Genomic DNA, 16,721 nt, shown 5'->3' with positions numbered 1-16,721 from the left:
CTAGCCCAGCGGGCGTCCGATCCGCGTCACCACGTTGTCGATCAGCCGGGTGTCGCCCACGCGGGCGGCCACGGCGATCACCGCCTCTCCACGGTAGTCCCCCTCGAGCGCCTCGGCCGACACGGGGTCGAGCGCCGCGAGGTACTCGACGTCCACCTCGGGCTCGCGCGCGAGCGCAGCGCGCCCGGCCGCGAGCGCCTCGTCGAGCTCGGCCCCCGCGCGCGCAGAGGCATCGGCCGCCATCACGGCCTCGGACATGATCAGCGCGCGCCCGCGCTCCTCCTCCGACAGGAAGACGTTGCGCGAGGACAGCGCGAGGCCGTCGGCGTCGCGCACGGTGGGCACGGCGACCACGTCGACGCCCATCGCGAGGTCGCGCACCATGGTCCGCACCGCGATGAGCTGCTGCGCGTCCTTCTGCCCGAAGAACGCGAGGTCCGGCTGCGTGAGGTGCATGAGCTTGCACACGACGGTGAGCACGCCGTCGAGGTGGCCGGGACGATGCGCGCCCTCGAAGACCTCGCCGATCCGCCCCGCGTTGACCGTCACCACCGGCAGCCCGGTCGGGTAGACCTCGTCGACCGAGGGCGCGAAGACCACGTCGACGCCGAGCGGCTCGAGCAGCGCGCAGTCCTCGTCGAGCGTGCGGGGGTACGTGTCGAGGTCGTCGGGGTCCTCGAACTGGAGCGGGTTGACGAAGATCGTGACGACCACCTCGTCGGCGGCCTCGCGCGCGGCGCGCACCAGCGCGAGGTGACCGTCGTGCAGCGCGCCCATCGTCATGACGACGGCGCGGCTCGGCCGGTCCCCCGAGCGGCGGGCAGGCCGGACGGTCGTCCCTCGCAGCTCGCTCGCGGTGTGGACGATGCGCATCAGTCCCCCATCCCTTCCGTTCCGAGCGTCGCGATGAGATCGGCGTACTGGGCGGGGCCGATGCGGCCGCCGCTGAGAGCCAGGTCGGCCGTCGCGCGCGCCATGGCACGATACGCGAACAGCGCCTCCGGCTGCCCCTCGAGGGCGCGGATGTGGGCCGCGACGGTGCCGGCGTCGCCGCGCACCACCGGCCCGGTGAGGGTCGACACCGCGCCGGGGGCGTCGCGCAGCGCGCCGTCGACGGACGCATGGATGAGCGGCCCGAGCACCTTCGCGGGCTCCTCGATGCCGATGCGCGACAGCACCTGGCTGGCCTGCGCGACCGCGGTGACCACGTGGTTCGCGCCGTGCACCAGGGCCGCGTGATACAGCGGGCGGTCCCACTCCTCGATGACGACGGGCTCGCCGCCCATCTCGACCACGAGCGCCTGCGCGATCGGCAGCATCCCGGGCGGGGCGGTCACGGCGAACACCGCATCGTGCAGCCGCGCGCGGTCCAGCGACGTGCCCGTGAACGTCATCGCGGGGTGGATGGCCAGGGGCACGATGCCCGGGGTCGCGGACTCGGACAGCACGTCGATGCCGTGGCGGCCGGACGTGTGGACCACGAGCTGCCCGGGGCGCCACGCCTCGACCTTCGCGAGGCCCGCGGCGACGGGGCCGATCGCATCGTCCGACACGGTGAGGAGGACGAGCTCGGCGGCGCGGACGACCTCGTCGGGGTCGGCGACGGGGACGCCCGGCAGCAGCGCCTCGATGCGGCTGAGCGTCGAGTCCGAGACTCCGGAAGCGGCGACGATGTCGTGGCCGGCCTCGCGCAGCGCGGCCGCAAGGACCGCGCCGACCTTGCCCGCGCCGACCACGCCGATGCGCAGGCGGCCCGGCCGGCGGGTGTTGCCGTTGACCGCGTGCCCGCGGACGTCATCCATGCGCGTCTCCCTCCTCGAGGCCGACGGCGCTCATCCACTGCTCGGCGGTCTGCCGGCGGCGGCCCTCGCGCGCCCGGGCGGCCTGCGCGTCCAGCAATGCCATCGCATCGTCCACCGCGAGGTGCGCCGCGACCGGGGTGACGGGTCCCTGCGTGGAGTGGACGACGACGTTCGCGAGGCCGAGCGCGCGGCGGATGGGGCCCTGGGTGAGGCCGAGGGACTGGGTGCGCTCGTGGGGCACGACGAACAGCTCGCGCTCCCAGCGGCCGCGGCGGATGAGCAGCGCGCGGTCGGTGGCACGGACCCCGCGGAAGCGCCACTGGAACGGGTCGACGCGGCGGGCGGACGCGGGGCTGGTGGTGAAGCCGCCGTCGGCGCCATGGCCGTGGAGCGCGTGGCCGAGGGTGCCGTACGGGTCGGGGTCGCCGAGGTCGGGCAGCACGAGCCACACCGCGCGCAGGGCCTCCTCGCGGGTCGCGACGGGGTGGAGCACGGAGACCGACTCCTGGTCCTCGCCATAGCCCGCGACGTTGATGGTGATGCGCCACCAGTCCTGGCCGCGCCAGAGGAACGGCTGGTAAAGGCGGATCGCCTGCACTCGGCCGGGTGGGACGGTCTGGCGGCGGGTCTCGGTGAGGCCGTGGCGCAGGCGCAGCCCGTCCGCGGAGATGCCGGCCGTGAAGCCGAAGCCGCCGTTGAGGCGCGTCCAGAAGAAGCCGAGCAGACCGGCGGCCGCCGTCACGATCGCCACGAGGCTGGTGCCGATCGCCGCGCCGACCGCCGCCACGACGTCGACGCGGAACACGAAGAACGCGACGAGCCCGATGAACGGGAGGCTCAGCAGGGTCAGCGTCGCGCCGGACAGCGCGATCGAGCCCAGCAGCCGGCCGATCGGGACCGTGTAGACCTCGCGCTCCTCCGCGGCCGCGACCGCGGTGCGGACGCGCTCCTTGCCGGTCAGGATCGCCTCGGGATTCGACATCGCGCCCGCGCGCTCGGCGAGGTGGCTGCGGATGCCGGACGATGCGGTGGTGTCGGCGGTGGTCGCGTCGGGGGCGGTGGCCGGGGCGCCGGGCGCCTCGGTGCCCGCCGCATCGTCCCCCGTCGCCTTCTCCTCCTTGACGCCGGCGGCGAGGACGAGGATCTCGTTGCGGAGGGCCTCGGCGTCGCCGAGGCGGAGGAACTTGAGCTCGACGCCGGACTTCTGGCCGCCGGCGACCTGCACGTTGATGGCCGCGAAGCCGAACAGGCGGGCGAGCAGCGGCTGGACCACGTCGACGGCCTGGAGTCGGTCGAGGCGGGCCTGGCGCTGCTGGCGGGTGACGATGCCCTGGCGGAGGTAGACGGCGTCGTCGCCGATCCGGTACTCGGTGCGGCGCCACTGCCAGAACGAGACGCCGATGGTGACCGCGAACGCGAGGAAGGCCGCGAGGACCAGCCACAGGAACGGGAAGCGGTCGAAGAACTCGAAGTTGTCGTTGTCGCCGTCGACCCACGCGGGCAGCTGGTTGTGGATCCAGTACGCGAGGAGCAGGCCGAGGAAGACCCAGCCGCCCAGGAGCGGGGTGACGGGGTGGAGGCGGGTCCACTCGCGCGGTGCGCGGTAGACGTAGCCGGTGGTGGTGTCTGTCATGGCTCGGCGCGCGTCCCTCAGAGCCCGGCGAGGCGGGCCTCGCCGCGGGTGGTGAGGCGGTCGCGGAGGCGGTCGGCCTCGGAGGCGGGGACGCCCGAGATCGAGGCGTCGGTGCCGGGCGAGGCGGTGTGGAGCTGGACCTTCGCGATGCCGAGCGCGCGCTCGATCGGGCCGGCCTTGACGTCGACGAACTGCATGCGGCCGTACGGCACCACGGTCACCGAGCGGAACATTCGGCCGCGGCGGACGAGCAGGTCCTCCTCGTCCTCGGCCCACGCGTGCGCGGTGACCTGGCGGACGATCAGCCAGCTGCCCCAGCCGCCGAGCACCAGCGCCACCGCCGGGACCAGGAGGAGCAGCGCGGCGCCGGTGATGAGCGCGGCGGCGAGGCCGCCGAGCATCAGGATCGCCAGCCAGATCCACATCGTGATCATGCGCGCGGTGATGAGCTTGCGCGACACGAAGTTCCACGGAGCGGCAGCGTTGTCGTACCAGGCCATGGCTCCAGTCTGCCAGGGTCTCCCGTGCGCGGGCCCCGCGCGCTCCGGGGAAGTGGCCGACGGTTTCCGGCAATCCCCGACTCCTGCGGGGAACTGGCGGACGGTGCTCGCTGGCGACCGTCGCTGAGTTCCCCGTAGGAGTCCGCAACCTCGCGAAAGCGTCGCTCAGTTCCCCGGAGCGGAGGTGGGGCGGGGCTGGGGCGGCCCGGGGCCCCTCAGGCCGGGGCGGAGCCGCCCTGGTTCTCGTCGGAGGAGTCGTCCTTGCACCAGTGCTCGGCGAGCAGCGCGCCCACGACGATCACGAGCCCGCCGGCTGCCGCGATGAAGGCCGAGATCGCCACATCGCGCCGCGGCCCGTGCGACCACTCGACCGCGATCGCAAGGCCGTAGCCGCCGAACGCGCCCGTCATGATCGCGCCCGTATACGCCGCCGCCTGCGCGAACACCGCGGTCCGGGCGGCGCGCAGCCCGCTCAGCCCTGGGTTCTTGCCGCGCCGGTACTGCCGCACCGTCCAGCCCAGCCACACCACGACGCCCGCGAGCGCCACCGCGATCGCGATGACCGTCCACGGCACCGACATCGGCGAGGCGCCCGAGTTCACCGCGGTGCGCGACACGCCCCACGACACCACGCCCATGATCGCCGCGAGCACGACGAGGCGGATGCGGCTCAGCGGCTCCATGCGGTGCTCCGGGACGGGGTCACGACTGCGCGGGCTCGGCGTCCTGCTGCGGCCACCGCTCCTGGACCATCGACACGCCCTGGCTGCTGATCGCGTCGGCGAGGTCCGCCACGCGGCCGGCGCCGGGCACCTCGTAGTTCGGCGCGAGGGTCGCCCACGGCTTCATCACGAACGCCCGCTCGGTGGCGCGGGGGTGCGGGACGACGAGGTCGTCGACGTCGATGGCGAGGTCGCCGTACGCGAGGATGTCGAGGTCGAGCGTGCGCGGCCCGTTCTCCTCGTGACGCTCGCGGCCGTGCAGCACCTCGACGCCCTGGCACGCGGCCAGCAGCTCGCGCGGCGCGAGCGCGGTCATGATCTCGACGACGGCGTTGAGGAAGTCGTCCTGCGGCGGACCGCCCACCGGGGTGGTCTTGAACAGGGACGATGCGCGCTGGACCATGATCCCGGGGATCTTGTGCAGCTCCCAGAGGGCCTCGCGGAAGGTCGTGTCGACGTCGCCGATGTTGCCGCCGAGCGCGAGGTACGCGACCACGGGCTGCAGCGGCGGGTTGTCGGCGGGGTTGTCGGAGCGCACGCGCGGCGCGAACGGGTCGCCCGGCATGCCGGCCGACGAGCCGATGCGCTTGTCCGCCCACAGCGTCCCCGACCGCAGGTCGCGGCGGATCTTCACCATGACGTCGCGGAACTCGACGTGCAGCGGCGCCTGCGGCTTGTGCACCACGACGTCGACGCAGTGCACGCCCTCCATCTCGAGGATCGCCCGCGCGATGTGCTCGGCGACGGTCTCGAGGAGGTCCGACGGGTCGCCGCCCAGCACCTCGGCGGCGCGGTCGGCGATGTCGGAGTAGTTGACGGTGCGCGCGAGGTCGTCCTTGGTCGCGGCGCTCTGGGTCGACACGTGCGCGACCACGTCCGCGAGGAACAGCTGCCCGGATTCCTTCTCGGGCGTGTAGACCCCGTGGAAGGCGGTCACCCGGATCCCCTGCACGATGATCTGGTCGAGCTCGACCCCGTCCTTGATGTACGGGCTGATCGAAGGCGTCGTCATGCCTGTCATCCTTCCCTTCGTACGGCGTTCTCCCAAGCCGACACGACGCGGATCGCGTCGACGGCGGCCCGCGCATCGTGCACCCTGACACCCCAGGCACCCGCCGCGGCGGCGAGCGTGGTGACCGCGGTGGTGGCGGCCTCGCGGGCGGTCGGGTCGGCGGCGTCGACGCCGTCGCGTGCGATCGCGGCGCCGAGGAAGCGTTTCCGGCTCGCGCCGACGAGCACGCGGCGTCCCCCGGACCACTCGGCCGCGTTGGCGAGGAGCGGCCAGTTCGAGTCCGTCACCTTGGAGAAGCCCAGGCCGGGATCGAGGACGATGCGGTCCTCGGCGACGCCGGCGGCGACCAGGGCGTCGACGCGCGCGGAGAGCTCGTCGCCCACCTCGCGCACGACGTCCACGTACTCGTCGCGGTGGTCCATCTCGGTGGAGTGGGCGCGCCAGTGCATGGCGATGAAGTCGACGGCGAGGTCGGCGACGGTGGCGGCCATCGCATCGTCCGCGAGGCCGCCGGAGACGTCGTTGACGATGCTCGCGCCGGCCTCGACGGCGGCGCGCGCGGTCGCGGCGTTCATGGTGTCGATGCTGGTCGCGACGCCGGCCTGCGCGAGGGCGCGGATGACCGGCACGACGCGGCGCTGCTCCTCCTCGACGGTGACGCGCGCGGCGCCGGGGCGGGTGGACTCGCCGCCGACGTCGACGAGGTCCGCGCCGTCGTGCGCGAGCTGGACGCCGCGCGCGATGGCGGCGTCGACCTCGGCGAACAGGCCGCCGTCGGAGAAGGAGTCAGGCGTGACGTTGAGGATGCCCATGACGAGCGTCACGACGCCTCCCCTACTTGCCGACGATGAGGCTCATCGCCTCCGCGCGGGTGGCCGCGTCGCGCATGATGCCGCGGACCGCGGAGGTCACCGTGCGGGAGCCGGGCTTGCGGACGCCGCGCATCGACATGCAGAGGTGCTCGGCCTCGACGACGACGATGACGCCGCGCGCGCCGAGCTCGTCGACCAGCGCGTCCGCGACCTGCGTGGTGAGACGCTCCTGCACCTGCGGGCGCTTGGCGTAGACGTCGACCAGGCGGGCGAGCTTGGACAGGCCCGTGATGCGGCCGTCGGAGCCGGGGATGTAGGCGACGTGCGCGACTCCGTGGAACGGCACGAGGTGGTGCTCGCACATCGAGTACAGCTCGATGTCCTTGACCAGGATCATCTCCTCGTGGCCGAGCTCGAAGACCGCGCTGAGCACGTCCGCGGGGTCCTCGTGGAGTCCCTTGAAGAACTCCTCGTACGCGCGGGCGACCCGGCTGGGGGTGTCCTTGAGGCCGTCGCGGTCGGGGTCCTCGCCGACGGCGGCGAGGATCTCCCTCACCGCCGCCTCGATGCGGGGCTTGTCGACGCTCACGGCTAGTTGTCCTTGGGCTCGACGAGGTCGGGCGCGGGGACGTGGTCGTCGTCGGCCGGTGCCGTGGCGCCGGCGGCGACCGCCGCATCGTCCGCCGAGACGCGCGCGGGGACCTCGATGGCGTCGCCCTTGGCGGACTCGGGGGCGGCCGCGATCCAGTGGCCGGAGATCCACTCGTCGCGGTTCGCGATCTTCTCGACGTCCGCGAAGATCGCCGCGAGCTCGTTCTCGCCGAGAGTCTCCTTCTCGAGGAGCTCCTCCGCGAGGCGGTCGAGGATGCCGCGGTTCTGGGTGAGCGCGAGCGTGGCCTCGGCCATCGCGTTGTCCATGAGCGCGCGGACCTCCTGGTCCACGGTGGACGCGACGGACTCGGAGAACTCGCGGCCGTGGCCCATGTCGCGGCCCAGGAAGACCTCGCCCGAGCCGGACGTCAGGCGCACCGAGCCGATGCGGGTCGACATGCCGTACTCGGTGACCATCTGCTTGGCGATCTCGGTGGCCTGCTGGATGTCGTTGGACGCGCCGGTCGACGGGTCGCCGAAGATCAGCTCCTCCGCGATACGGCCGCCCATCGCGTACGCGAGGTTGTCGAGCAGCTGGTTGCGGGTCTTGGAGTAGCGGTCCTCCTGCGGCATCACCATCGTGTAGCCGAGGGCGCGGCCGCGCGGGAGGATCGTGACCTTGGTGACCGGGTCCGTGTGACGCATCGCCGCTGCTACGAGGGCGTGACCACCCTCGTGGTAGGCCGTGACGCGCTTGTCGTGGTCGTTCATCACGCGCGTGCGCTTCTGCGGACCGGCGATGACGCGGTCGATCGCCTCGTCCATCTCGTCGGAGCCGATGAGCTGCTTCTCGCGCCGTGCCGTGAGCAGGGCCGCCTCGTTGAGGACGTTCGCGAGGTCCGCGCCGGTGAAGCCGGGGGTGCGGCGCGCGAGGGCGTCGAGGTCGACCTCCGGGGAGATCGGCTTGCCCTTGGAGTGCACCTCGAGGACCTTGACGCGGCCCTTGAGGTCCGGGGCGTCGACGCCGACCTGGCGGTCGAATCGGCCCGGGCGCAGCAGCGCGGGGTCGAGGATGTCGGGGCGGTTGGTCGCCGCGATCATGATGATGTTCGTGTGGATGTCGAAGCCGTCCATCTCGACGAGCATCTGGTTGAGCGTCTGCTCGCGCTCGTCGTGACCGCCGCCCAGGCCGGCGCCGCGGTGGCGGCCGACCGCGTCGATCTCGTCTACGAAGATGATGGCCGGGCTGTTCTTCTTGGCCTGCTCGAAGAGGTCGCGGACGCGGCTCGCGCCGACACCGACGAACATCTCGACGAAGTCCGAGCCGGAGATCGAGAAGAACGGGACGCCCGCCTCGCCGGCGACGGCGCGCGCGAGCAGGGTCTTGCCGGTTCCCGGGGGCCCGTAGAGCAGGACGCCCTTGGGGATCTTGGCGCCGACGGCCTGGAACTTGGCCGGGTTCTCGAGGAACTCCTCGATCTCCTTGAGCTCCTCGACGGCCTCGTCCACGCCGGCGACGTCGTCGAACTTCACGGTCGGGGTGTCGGGGGTCACCAGGGACGCCTTCGACTTGCCGAAGCTCATGAGGCGGCCGCCTCCGCCGCCCTGCATGTTCGACATGAGGAACCAGAAGAGGCCCACGAGCAGGAGGATCGGCAGGAAGGTGAACGCCAGGGTGGCCCACACGCTGGTCTGCGGGACCTCGGAGTTGTAGCCCTGGGCGGGGTCGGCGGCCTTGACGGCGTTGACGACCTCCTCGCCCTGCGGGGCGACGTAGAAGAACTCGACGCGGCCGTTGTAGTCGGACCACTCGTCGGGCACGCCGTCGGGGAAGTCCGCGGGGTCGATCAGGGTGAGCTCGACGCGCTGGTCGCCGTCGACGATCTTCACCTGCTCGGCGACCTTCTGGTCGAGCATCTCGAGGCCGACGGACGTGTCCACCTTCTCGACGCGCGGCGACAGCAGGCCGGACACCATCCATCCGACGAGGAGGGCCGCAGCGACGTAGAAGAGGATGAGGCGGAGGTTGAGGACGTTCTTCATCGTGTGGTCGACTCTACGCGCTGGGTCAGACGGAAGGTAAAGGTTTCGCTCAGGGCTTGCCGCATGGCTGGGTAACGCACATCGCGCCTGCTCCGTTGCACCCCGCCGCGTGTGCCTATCCACACAATTTCGACGCTGATCCACCAGGCAAGCCCCTGCGCTGACCACGGATGACCGTTTCGTCGAGGATTCGAGTCGCGTTGTGTGGAGAGGCACACGGGCGAGACGATGCGGTGGTCACCGCGGCAGACCGAGCGTCTCCTTCACCGCAGCGACGATCAGCGCGCGATCGCCCATCACGTCCGAGTACGTGAACCGGAGGAACGGGTATCCGCCGCGGGTCGCCACGTTGTTGCGTCGCAGGTCCTCGCGCCACGCCCTCGGGTTGTTGTGAAAGGTCTCGCCGTCGGTCTCGACGATCAGCGCCCGCTCCACCAGCAGGTCCACGTGTCCGAGGCCCGGGATCCGCACCTGCGACTCGACGTGGAGTCCCTCGTCGGCCAAGGTGACCCGCGTGAGCGTCTCGAGATGCGACTGGGCGCTGCCGTCGCATCGTGCCATGAGCCAATCACGTCGGGCGGGGTCCGTGTGGACCCACGACTCGAGCATCTGCTCGGTCATGAGTTCACGGTTCAGCGCGGCGTCCACCGCGACGATCTGCTGCAGGCGACCCGAGCAGAGGCCCATCAGGTCGAGGGCTCGCGAGACATCGTTCCCTAGCCCGCCCTCGTCGTGTCGATGCAGCACCACGCCGTTGATGGGACGTCTATCGTTCGCGCGGCGGGCGCGATCGCGCGGGATCGACAGGTGAGTGCGACGGTCATCTTCGATCACCGGGAGCTCGAGGGCCCTGCACACGCTGACACATGAGAGCGAACCCCGATAGGCCGCGCGCAGGATCGCGTCGATCGTTGCGTCTGGTAGCGCGTACACGCCGTAGCGCGGTCGGGTGACTCGACCGTCACGGACCGCCCGCAGCAGCCGCCCGCGTGTCACCCCGGAAGGCTTCAGGTCCTCGGGACGCGCGGCGCCGCCCCGGTCTTCGATTGCGCGAACCGGATCCATGCGCTCCAGGGTGGGCGCGCGACGTCTCGCGCGCCTGGAGGGCAGGCGATGCCGTGGAAACCAGAGGTGCGGCTGACGCCCGGGGACAGCGCCTTCGCCGCGAACGCCGTGTGCCTATCCACACACGGCGCGCCCCTCGACTCTGGAAACGCGCAACTCACGCGCGAAACAGCCAGTCCTGGTGGATGAGCGCCAAATCTGTGTGGATAGTCGCTCGCCCTGGCGGGGGTTACTTCTCGTAGACCTCGGGCTTGAGCACTGCCACGAACGGGAGCGTGCGGTAGTTCTCCGCGAAGTCGAGGCCGTAGCCGACCACGAAGTCCGGCGGGATGTCGAAGCCGATGTACTTCACCGGCACGTCGACCACCGCGGCGGCCGGCTTGCGCAGCAGCGCCGCGATCTCGACCGATGCGGCCCCGCGCGAGCGCAGGTTGCCCAGCAGCCACGACAGCGTCACGCCGGTGTCGATGATGTCCTCGACGATGAGGACGTGGCGACCGGTGAGGTCCGCGTCGAGGTCCTTGAGGATCCGCACCACGCCCGAGGACTTGGTCCCGCTGCCATAAGAGGAGACCGCCATCCAGTCCATCTGCACGTGCGGCGGCATGCGGCGCGCGAGGTCCGCCATCACCATGACCGCGCCCTTGAGGACGCCCACGAGCAGCAGGTCCTCGCCCTCGTAATCCCGGCGGATGTCGGCGGCCATCTCGTCGAGCTTGCGCCCGATCGAGTTCTCGGAAACGAGGACCTCGGCGAAGTCGCTCATGTCGTACTGGAAGCTCACGCTCGCCTCTCCTCGGTGTTCGGGGCATCAGGGTGGCTGATGACCAGCCTGCCATATTCGCGCCGGGCCTCGTAGCCGCCCGGGAGCGAGATCGCGCCCTGGCCCTTCCACTGCGTGACCAGCGAGTCGAGCGCCGCGACGTGGGTCGCGGTCATGGGTCCGGCGCCGCGGTTCTCGGCCAGCATCTTCAGCATGCGCGTGCGGATCGCGTCGGGCAGCGCGGCGAGCATGTCGCAGCGCCACTCGTCGGTCCGCACCGTCGACGCGGACCCGCCCATCGCGGAGCGCGCCTGCCGGTCGAGCTCGTCGGCGTCGGCCTGCAGCAGCGCCGCCGACCGCGCGAGCCCCGACACCACGCCCGGCCCCAGCACCTCGACCAGCGCGGGCATCACCTTCGTGCGCAGCGCCGACCGCCGCGGCCCGTCCTCCATGTAGTTGGTCGGGTCGTGCCACGGGTCCAGCTCGAGCGCCTGGCACGCGGCCAGGGTGTCCTTGCGCCGCACGTTGAGGAACGGGCGGACGATGCGCCCCCGCCTGGCGGGGATGCCCGACAGCGCCCGCGCGCCCGAGCCCCGCGCCAGAGCCAGCAGGACGGTCTCGGCCTGGTCGTCCATCGTGTGGCCGGTGAGCAGCAGCGGCGACAGCCCGCCCTCGGCGTCGATGCGCGCCTCGAGCGCCGCGTAGCGGGCGTCGCGCGCGGCGGCCTCCATGCCGCCGGCGCGCCCCACGGTCACCTTCTCGACGAAGACGGTCTGGATGCCGGCGCGTCGGACCTCGTGCGCGGCGCGCTCGGCCACGACGGCCGAGTCGGGCTGCAGGCCGTGGTCGACGATGATCGCGCCGGCGAACAGCCCCTGCTTGCGGGCCACGAATGAGACCGCGGCGGCGAGGGCCAGCGAGTCGGGCCCGCCGGAGACGGCGACCCACACGCGGGTGCCGAGCTCGAGGTCCCCCAGGGCGTCGCGCACGGCCACGCGGCACGCGGCTACGGCGGGATGCGGTCCCGTCAACGGATTGCCCTCATCCCTCACAACCGCATTCTGCCAAAGCGCCGAGGAAGTCGTCGAACGCGGCCATGGGGTTCGCCTGCCCGTACGGCATGCCGTCCGCGAGCAGCGCGACCGCGAGCGGCCGACCATCCGCCGTCACCAGCACGCCCGCGATCGCGGTCACGCCCGTGAGCGAGCCGGTCTTGGCGCGCCAGTACCCGGCGGGCGGCAGCCCCACGTATCGCTCCTCGACCGTGCCCTCGAGCCCCGCGAGCGGCAGCCAGTCGAGCAGGCCGTCGAGCGACGGCTCGTCGCGCGCGGCCAGCAGCGCGCTCGTCATCGTCGCGGGCGAGATCTGGTTGCGGTCGGAGAAGCCCGCGCCGTCGTAGAGCTGAAGCCCGGCGGTGGTCACGCCCAGGCGGTCCAGCGCGGAGGCGATCGCCTTCGCCTCCCCCGCGGGCGTCGCCGCGTAGCCGCTCTCGAGCGCGAGCACGCGCGCGACCTGCTCGGCGACCGTGTTGTCCGACACCGACAGCAGGTGCCGCGCGACCTCCGACAGCGGCGCCGAGCTCACCGTCGCCACCTCCACGGCCTTCGCGGCGGACGATGCGTGGCTCACCTCTCCCTGCACGCGCAGCCCGCGCTTCTCGAGTGCCTCGACGAAGAGCTCGCCGGCGTGCAGCGAGGGATCCTCGGCGCGGGCGACGTAGTTGCCGTCGGTGAGGCGGCCGCCGTTGACCGCGAGCCCCGTGACGGGGGCGGCGTAGCCCATGGTGAAGGCGTAGTCGGGCCACTCCTTGGGCCACGCGGGGCCGGGGAACGCGGAGTCGTCGACGCGCACCTTCAGCGCGCGGCCGTCCTCCCCCAGCGCGGAAAGCACCTGGTCGGCGAGGTCGCCGAGCCCGGCCCAGCCCTCCGCCGCGTCCTCGGCGTCCTCGACGTCGCCGTGGTGGCCCTCGTCTGCCGCGAGCATCGAGTCGCCGCCCGCGACGAGCGTCAGCGTCCGCGACGTCTTGTCCCACGTGACGGTGGTCTGGGTGGTGAAGTCGGCGCCCAGCTCCGAGACCGCCGCGACCGCGGTGATGAGCTTGGTGGTGGAGGCGGGCACCTGCGGGTCCGCGGCGGAGACGTCCGCGTAGACCGTGCCGTCGAGGTAGTCGACGACGGACACGTTGGTCGAGGTTCCCGTCCGGGAGTCCTCGCGCAACGCCTCCGCGAGCGCCTGGACCTCGGCGGCCGAGGGCCGCGGCGCGTCCGCGGACAACGAGGCCGCCGCATCGTCCCCCTGCACGGGTGCGGGAGAGACGGGCGACTGGGTGATGAAGGGGGCCTGCGGGACGTCGGCGGGCTCGGCCGTGAGGAAGCCCGGCACCACGTCCTGCGCGTCGAGGTAGAGGTAGCCGCCGGCGAGCGCGAGGACGGCGACGCTCACGCCTGCGATGATTCTGCGCACCCACGACCTCCGAACATGGGCCACACTAGTACCGAACTGACGACGCTCATCAGACCCCAAAGGACGCCAGGAATGGAATTCGACGTCACCATCGAGATCCCCAAGGGCTCGAGGAACAAGTACGAGGTGGATCACCACACCGGTCGCATCGTGCTCGACCGGATGCTCTTCACCTCGACGCGCTACCCGGACGACTACGGCTTCATCGACGGCACGCTCGGCCAGGACGGCGACCCGCTGGACGCGCTCGTCCTGCTCGAGGAGCCCACGTTCCCCGGCTGTCAGATCCGCTGCCGTGCGCTCGGCATGTTCCGCATGCGCGACGAGGCCGGCGGCGACGACAAGGTGCTCTGCGTCCCCGTGGGCGACCAACGTCAGACGTGGCGCCAGGAGCTGACCGACGTGTCGGACTTCCACCGCCTCGAGGTCCAGCACTTCTTCGAGGTCTACAAGGACCTCGAGCCCGGCAAGTCCGTCGAGGGCGCCCACTGGGTGTCGCGCGAGGAGGCCGAGGAGGAGATCCGGTCGTCGATCGAGCGCGCGAAGGGCACGCCGTTCGCGAACATGAACCCGCTGCTCCCGCCGAGCAGCCACTAGGACTCACAGCGAAGGGCCGGAGCAGCGATGCTCCGGCCCTTTCTGCATACCCGGGGGCGCGCAGCGCGCACCTACACGGTGGCGGCGAGCGTCAACCAGTTCCCCATAGGAGGCTCAGACCTCCGGAAACCGACCACCAGTTCCCCATAGGCGCCCGGGCGCGGAGCGTGTAGGTGCTGCGTGCGCGCCGGGCGGCGGGAAGCGGGGGCGGGGGCGGGGGCAGAGGCGAGGAGAGGCTCAGGGGCGGCCGATGAAGGGCATCATGTTGCCCGTCATCCAGGCGTAGAGCCCGCGGACGCCGGCCGGCTTGGAGTAGTTGACCGCCTCCATGACCTGGCCGTTGCCCACGTAGATCGCGACGTGGAAGATCGTCGACGGGTCCGAGGTGTCGGTCGCGTAGAACACCAGGTCGCCCTCGCGGATCTGCGAGTAGGACAGGTGCGTAGTCGCCTGGTACTGGGTGCGCGACGAGCGGGTGATCCACTGGCCGGCCTCGAGCCACGACTCCGAGGTCACGCCCGAGCAGTCGTACTTGGGGCCCGACCCGCCCAGCAGGTACTCCGAGCCGATCAGCGTGAGCGAGTGCTGCGCCGCCTTCTTGCCCTGCGCCGCGGTCGAGTTCCAGCTGGTGCCGGGCTGCTCGGGTGCGGGGGTCGACGTCGTGGTCGGCTTGGGGGTCGAGGTGGTGGTGGTCTCGGGCTCGGAGGTCTGCTCCGGCTCGGACGTCTTGGTCGCCGAGGGCTTGGGCGTCGAGGTCTTCGTCGCGGTCGGCTTCGGGGTCGACGTCTTGGTGGAGGTGGGACGCGGGCGGGACTGCTCCTGCTCCGCGGCGGCGGCCTCCTCGGCGGCCTTCTGGCGCGCCTGCGCCTCGGCCTGCGCGGCGGCCTGGCGCTCGGCCTCGAGGCCGGCCTGGCGCTGCTCCTCGAGAGCGATGGTGACGCCGCGCAGCTCGGCGAGGCGGGTCACGGCATCCGCGCGGGTCTCGTTCGCGACGGCGACGGCCTCCTCGGCGTGCGCGCGGGCGTCCTGCGCCTCGGCGTACGCGGACTTCGCCTCGGCGGCGGCGGCGTCGGCCTCGGTGGCTGCCTCGTCCGCGTAGGTCCGCATGGTGGAGGCGACGAGCTCGGCGGCCTTGACCCGCTGGACCCACATGTCGGCCTCGTCGGAGCCGCGGGCGAAGGCCTCGGAGCGGGCGATGACCTCGTCGACGGTCTCGGAGCCCACGACGGCGCCGATCTGGCTCATCGAGCCGGAGTCGCGGTACGCGGCCTGCGCGACCGAGGCGAGGTTCTCGCGCGCCTCGGCGAGCTCCTTCTCCGCCTCGCGTGCACGCTTGTTGGCCGCCTTGAGGGTGTCCTGCGCGGCATCCGCGGCGTCCTGGGCGTCGGTGTAGTCCTCGCCCGCGAGCAGCGCGTTGGCCTCGGCCTTGTCGCGCGCCTCCGCGAGCGCCGCGATGGCGCTGTCGAGCTCGTCGATGCCGGCGGCGAGGTCGCTCGCGGCCTTGCGGGCCTCGTCGATCTCGGCCTGGCCGGGGTAGTCCTCGGCCTGGGCACGATGCGTCGGCCCCGCCACGACGACGGCGCTCGCCAGCGCGAACATCGCCGCGAGCGCGAGCACCCGCTTCAGCCCAGCCGTCACCTTCACCACCCTTGTCACATCTGTCACACGAGTCACGTCCGCACCGATACTAGGCGGGGATCGCTCCCAGCAGAAGACCCCTGTGCCATATCTCTCACACGCGCGAGAGCGCGAGCCGAGCGGCGGCGCAGGGGACCCAGCCGGGATATCGGCGCGACCCGCACACGACTTGAGCCGCGCATCGTCCCCCGTTTCGCCCCTTTCGCGCCGGGGCCTGCATGGATACTCTGGCCGCGAGGGGGCTGGGGACATGTCGAGAGCACGTCGTCGTTGGGGCCACGGGTGGTTCGCCCGGGAGCACGCCGGTATCAGCGGCTGGGGCCTGCTGCTGGCGGCCGTGGCGCTGATCGGGCTGGGCGGCGTCTACTACGTCGTCTCGCAGCAGCCGCAGGCCGAGGCCACGACGCCCTCCAGCACGCTCGCCGCGACCGAGGCGCCGATCGCACCCATCACGATGCCGATCGCGCTGATCCTGGGCGACTCGAACACCGTGGGAACGACCGCGAGCACCAGCAGCAAGCGGTGGACCACGCTGGTCGCGACCGAGCTCGGCTGGCGCGAGGCGAACTACGCGGTGAGCGGCACCGGCTACGCGGCGACCTCGGGGGTGACGGGCTGCGGGCGGACCTTCTGCGCGAACTACCAGGGCTCTCTCTCGGCGGCGGTCGCCGACGGCGTCGAGGCGGACATCGTGGTGGTCACCGGCGGCTCGAACGACGGCGGACGCTGGAACGACGACCCCGAGCTGATGGCCGGCGCGATCGACGCGACCTTCCTCGCGGTGCAGCAGGCCTACCCGGACGCGGAGATCGTCGCGATCGGGGTGCCGTGGATCGGCGAGCCCATGCAGTGGGAGAAGGACTTCGACGGGGCCGTGGAGGGTTCGGTGGGCGGAGTCGGCGGCACGTTCGTCAGCCTCATCGACCCGCCGCTGCTCGAGGACCTCGCGCTCGGGGTGGGCGACGGCGCGCACCTCAACGACAAGGGCCACGCGGCGGTCGCGGCGCGCATCGTCAACGCGCTGCAGGAGTAGCCACCGCGGAGGGACGATGCGCGGGAGGCTCTCCCGGGCCGCCGACC

16 protein-coding genes are annotated in these 16,721 nt (G+C 72.0%); 2 read left to right on the top strand and 14 right to left on the bottom strand.

Annotated elements, in window-relative coordinates:
- The 13 genes from panC to dacB all read right to left on the bottom strand — a co-directional run bounded on the left by panC (nt 1) and on the right by dacB (nt 13,385).
- Complete coding sequence (panC, locus tag AOM02_RS02450) at nt 1–873, bottom strand: pantoate--beta-alanine ligase (RefSeq protein ID WP_062296306.1); 873 nt, start codon at nt 871–873, stop codon at nt 1–3.
- Entirely contained in the window at nt 873–1,802 is a 930-nt protein-coding gene (locus AOM02_RS02445; RefSeq protein ID WP_062296304.1) for a Rossmann-like and DUF2520 domain-containing protein, read from the bottom strand. The genes panC and AOM02_RS02445 overlap by 1 nt, the downstream gene beginning before the upstream one ends.
- On the bottom strand, nt 1,795–3,435 hold the full coding sequence (locus AOM02_RS02440) for a PH domain-containing protein (RefSeq protein WP_062296302.1): 1,641 nt from the start codon (nt 3,433–3,435) through the stop codon (nt 1,795–1,797). Before AOM02_RS02440 ends, AOM02_RS02445 begins: the two co-directional genes overlap by 8 nt.
- Nucleotides 3,436–3,452: 17 nt before the next feature.
- On the bottom strand, nt 3,453–3,935 hold the full coding sequence (locus tag AOM02_RS02435; RefSeq protein ID WP_062296300.1) for a PH domain-containing protein: 483 nt from the start codon (nt 3,933–3,935) through the stop codon (nt 3,453–3,455).
- Between the two features lie 215 nt (nt 3,936–4,150).
- Nucleotides 4,151–4,618, bottom strand: coding sequence for a DUF3180 domain-containing protein (locus tag AOM02_RS02430; RefSeq protein WP_062296298.1), 468 nt, complete (start codon nt 4,616–4,618; stop codon nt 4,151–4,153).
- A 19-nt stretch (nt 4,619–4,637) separates the two neighbouring features.
- Nucleotides 4,638–5,669 (bottom strand): 2-amino-4-hydroxy-6-hydroxymethyldihydropteridine diphosphokinase, encoded by a 1,032-nt coding sequence (gene folK / locus AOM02_RS02425; RefSeq protein ID WP_062296297.1) that lies wholly within the window; start codon nt 5,667–5,669, stop codon nt 4,638–4,640.
- Between the two features lie 5 nt (nt 5,670–5,674).
- Nucleotides 5,675–6,493, bottom strand: a complete 819-nt coding sequence (folP, locus tag AOM02_RS02420) for a dihydropteroate synthase (RefSeq protein WP_228373754.1) — start codon at nt 6,491–6,493, stop codon at nt 5,675–5,677.
- Nucleotides 6,494–6,503: 10 nt separating this feature from the next.
- Complete coding sequence (gene folE, locus AOM02_RS02415) at nt 6,504–7,070, bottom strand: GTP cyclohydrolase I FolE (RefSeq protein WP_062296294.1); 567 nt, start codon at nt 7,068–7,070, stop codon at nt 6,504–6,506.
- Nucleotides 7,071–7,072: 2 nt separating this feature from the next.
- Entirely contained in the window at nt 7,073–9,115 is a 2,043-nt protein-coding gene (gene ftsH, locus AOM02_RS02410) for an ATP-dependent zinc metalloprotease FtsH (protein ID WP_062296292.1), read from the bottom strand.
- A gap of 237 nt (nt 9,116–9,352) precedes the next feature.
- Complete coding sequence (locus AOM02_RS14205) at nt 9,353–10,180, bottom strand: type IV toxin-antitoxin system AbiEi family antitoxin domain-containing protein (protein WP_156156051.1); 828 nt, start codon at nt 10,178–10,180, stop codon at nt 9,353–9,355.
- A gap of 229 nt (nt 10,181–10,409) precedes the next feature.
- Complete coding sequence (gene hpt / locus AOM02_RS02400; protein ID WP_062296876.1) at nt 10,410–10,946, bottom strand: hypoxanthine phosphoribosyltransferase; 537 nt, start codon at nt 10,944–10,946, stop codon at nt 10,410–10,412.
- 14 nt (nt 10,947–10,960) lie between these two features.
- Nucleotides 10,961–11,938: a tRNA lysidine(34) synthetase TilS gene (gene tilS / locus AOM02_RS02395; protein ID WP_228373753.1), complete on the bottom strand. Its 978-nt coding sequence runs from the start codon at nt 11,936–11,938 to the stop codon at nt 10,961–10,963.
- A gap of 46 nt (nt 11,939–11,984) precedes the next feature.
- Nucleotides 11,985–13,385: a D-alanyl-D-alanine carboxypeptidase/D-alanyl-D-alanine endopeptidase gene (gene dacB, locus AOM02_RS02390; protein WP_062296286.1), complete on the bottom strand. Its 1,401-nt coding sequence runs from the start codon at nt 13,383–13,385 to the stop codon at nt 11,985–11,987.
- Nucleotides 13,386–13,478: 93 nt separating this feature from the next.
- On the opposite strand from dacB, the gene AOM02_RS02385 reads away from it, so the two are divergent.
- A complete protein-coding gene (locus AOM02_RS02385; RefSeq protein ID WP_062296284.1) occupies nt 13,479–14,003 on the top strand; it encodes an inorganic diphosphatase in 525 nt (174 codons plus the stop codon).
- A gap of 237 nt (nt 14,004–14,240) precedes the next feature.
- Here the strand turns inward: AOM02_RS02385 and AOM02_RS02380 are convergent, their stop codons facing one another.
- The gene (locus AOM02_RS02380; protein ID WP_156156050.1) at nt 14,241–15,641 is read right to left on the bottom strand and encodes a C40 family peptidase; all 1,401 of its coding nucleotides are present in this window, start codon (nt 15,639–15,641) and stop codon (nt 14,241–14,243) included.
- A 250-nt stretch (nt 15,642–15,891) separates the two neighbouring features.
- Between AOM02_RS02380 and AOM02_RS02375 the strand changes: the two genes are divergently transcribed.
- Nucleotides 15,892–16,674, top strand: coding sequence for an SGNH/GDSL hydrolase family protein (locus AOM02_RS02375; RefSeq protein WP_062296281.1), 783 nt, complete (start codon nt 15,892–15,894; stop codon nt 16,672–16,674).
- The last annotated feature ends 47 nt before the right edge of the window (nt 16,675–16,721 follow it).

Source organism: Demequina maris, from assembly GCF_000971155.1.
Classification (GTDB): domain Bacteria; phylum Actinomycetota; class Actinomycetes; order Actinomycetales; family Demequinaceae; genus Demequina; species Demequina maris.
The sequence above is the reverse complement of the archived record's forward strand: the minus strand, read 5'-3'. Positions and strand labels throughout refer to the sequence as shown.